The sequence below is a fragment of the Chryseobacterium sp. DT-167 genome, from assembly GCF_058310155.1.
The window spans coordinates 1-525 of the sequence record NZ_JBZEEQ010000137.1 but is presented as its reverse complement, the minus strand read 5'-3'; the positions used below and the strand labels follow the sequence as shown (position 1 = coordinate 525).

General features: G+C 67.4%; 1 protein-coding gene. It reads right to left on the bottom strand.

Going from position 1 to position 525, the window contains the following annotated elements:
• On the bottom strand, nt 1-525 hold a 525-nt coding region (locus AC4FQ5_RS20155; protein ID WP_491146521.1), incomplete at both ends, for an ATP-binding protein.

Here is a 525-nt window from a genome sequence, read left to right as displayed (position 1 = left end):
AGGTGACGACGATCGCGTTGCGGGAATCGATCCCGAGGACGGGGCGTACCTGATTCTCCGCCGCCGCGTTGTCGAGCAGCACACCTACGGGGTGCCGGTCCGTCGCGACCCGCCACATCTTCACGGCTTCCGATACCGTCGACGGAACCTTCGTCTCGTATCCCGGCATCTGACGCAGCAACGAGCTCAACACCTGCAATTGGGTGAGCGGGAGGGGACCGAACCCGTCCAGGTTCAGGAACAGGATCGACTCCCATCGATCCGCTTCCCGGCTCAGTGCCTCCCACGCGACGGTCGTCTTGCCCGTTCCGGGAGCCCCGGCGATGACGACGGATCGCGCGACGGAGCCCGCACCGACCCGGGCGCGGAGGATCTGCAGTACCGTCGCCACCTCGGCTTCGCGACCCGTGAAGTCGTTGACCCGATTGGGGACGAGGGCCGACTCGGGCCTCTCAGCGGACCGGGTCTTCCGCCCCGCACGGGCTGCTCGAAGGAACGCTTGAGCCTGCGCGTCGTCCAAGCCCA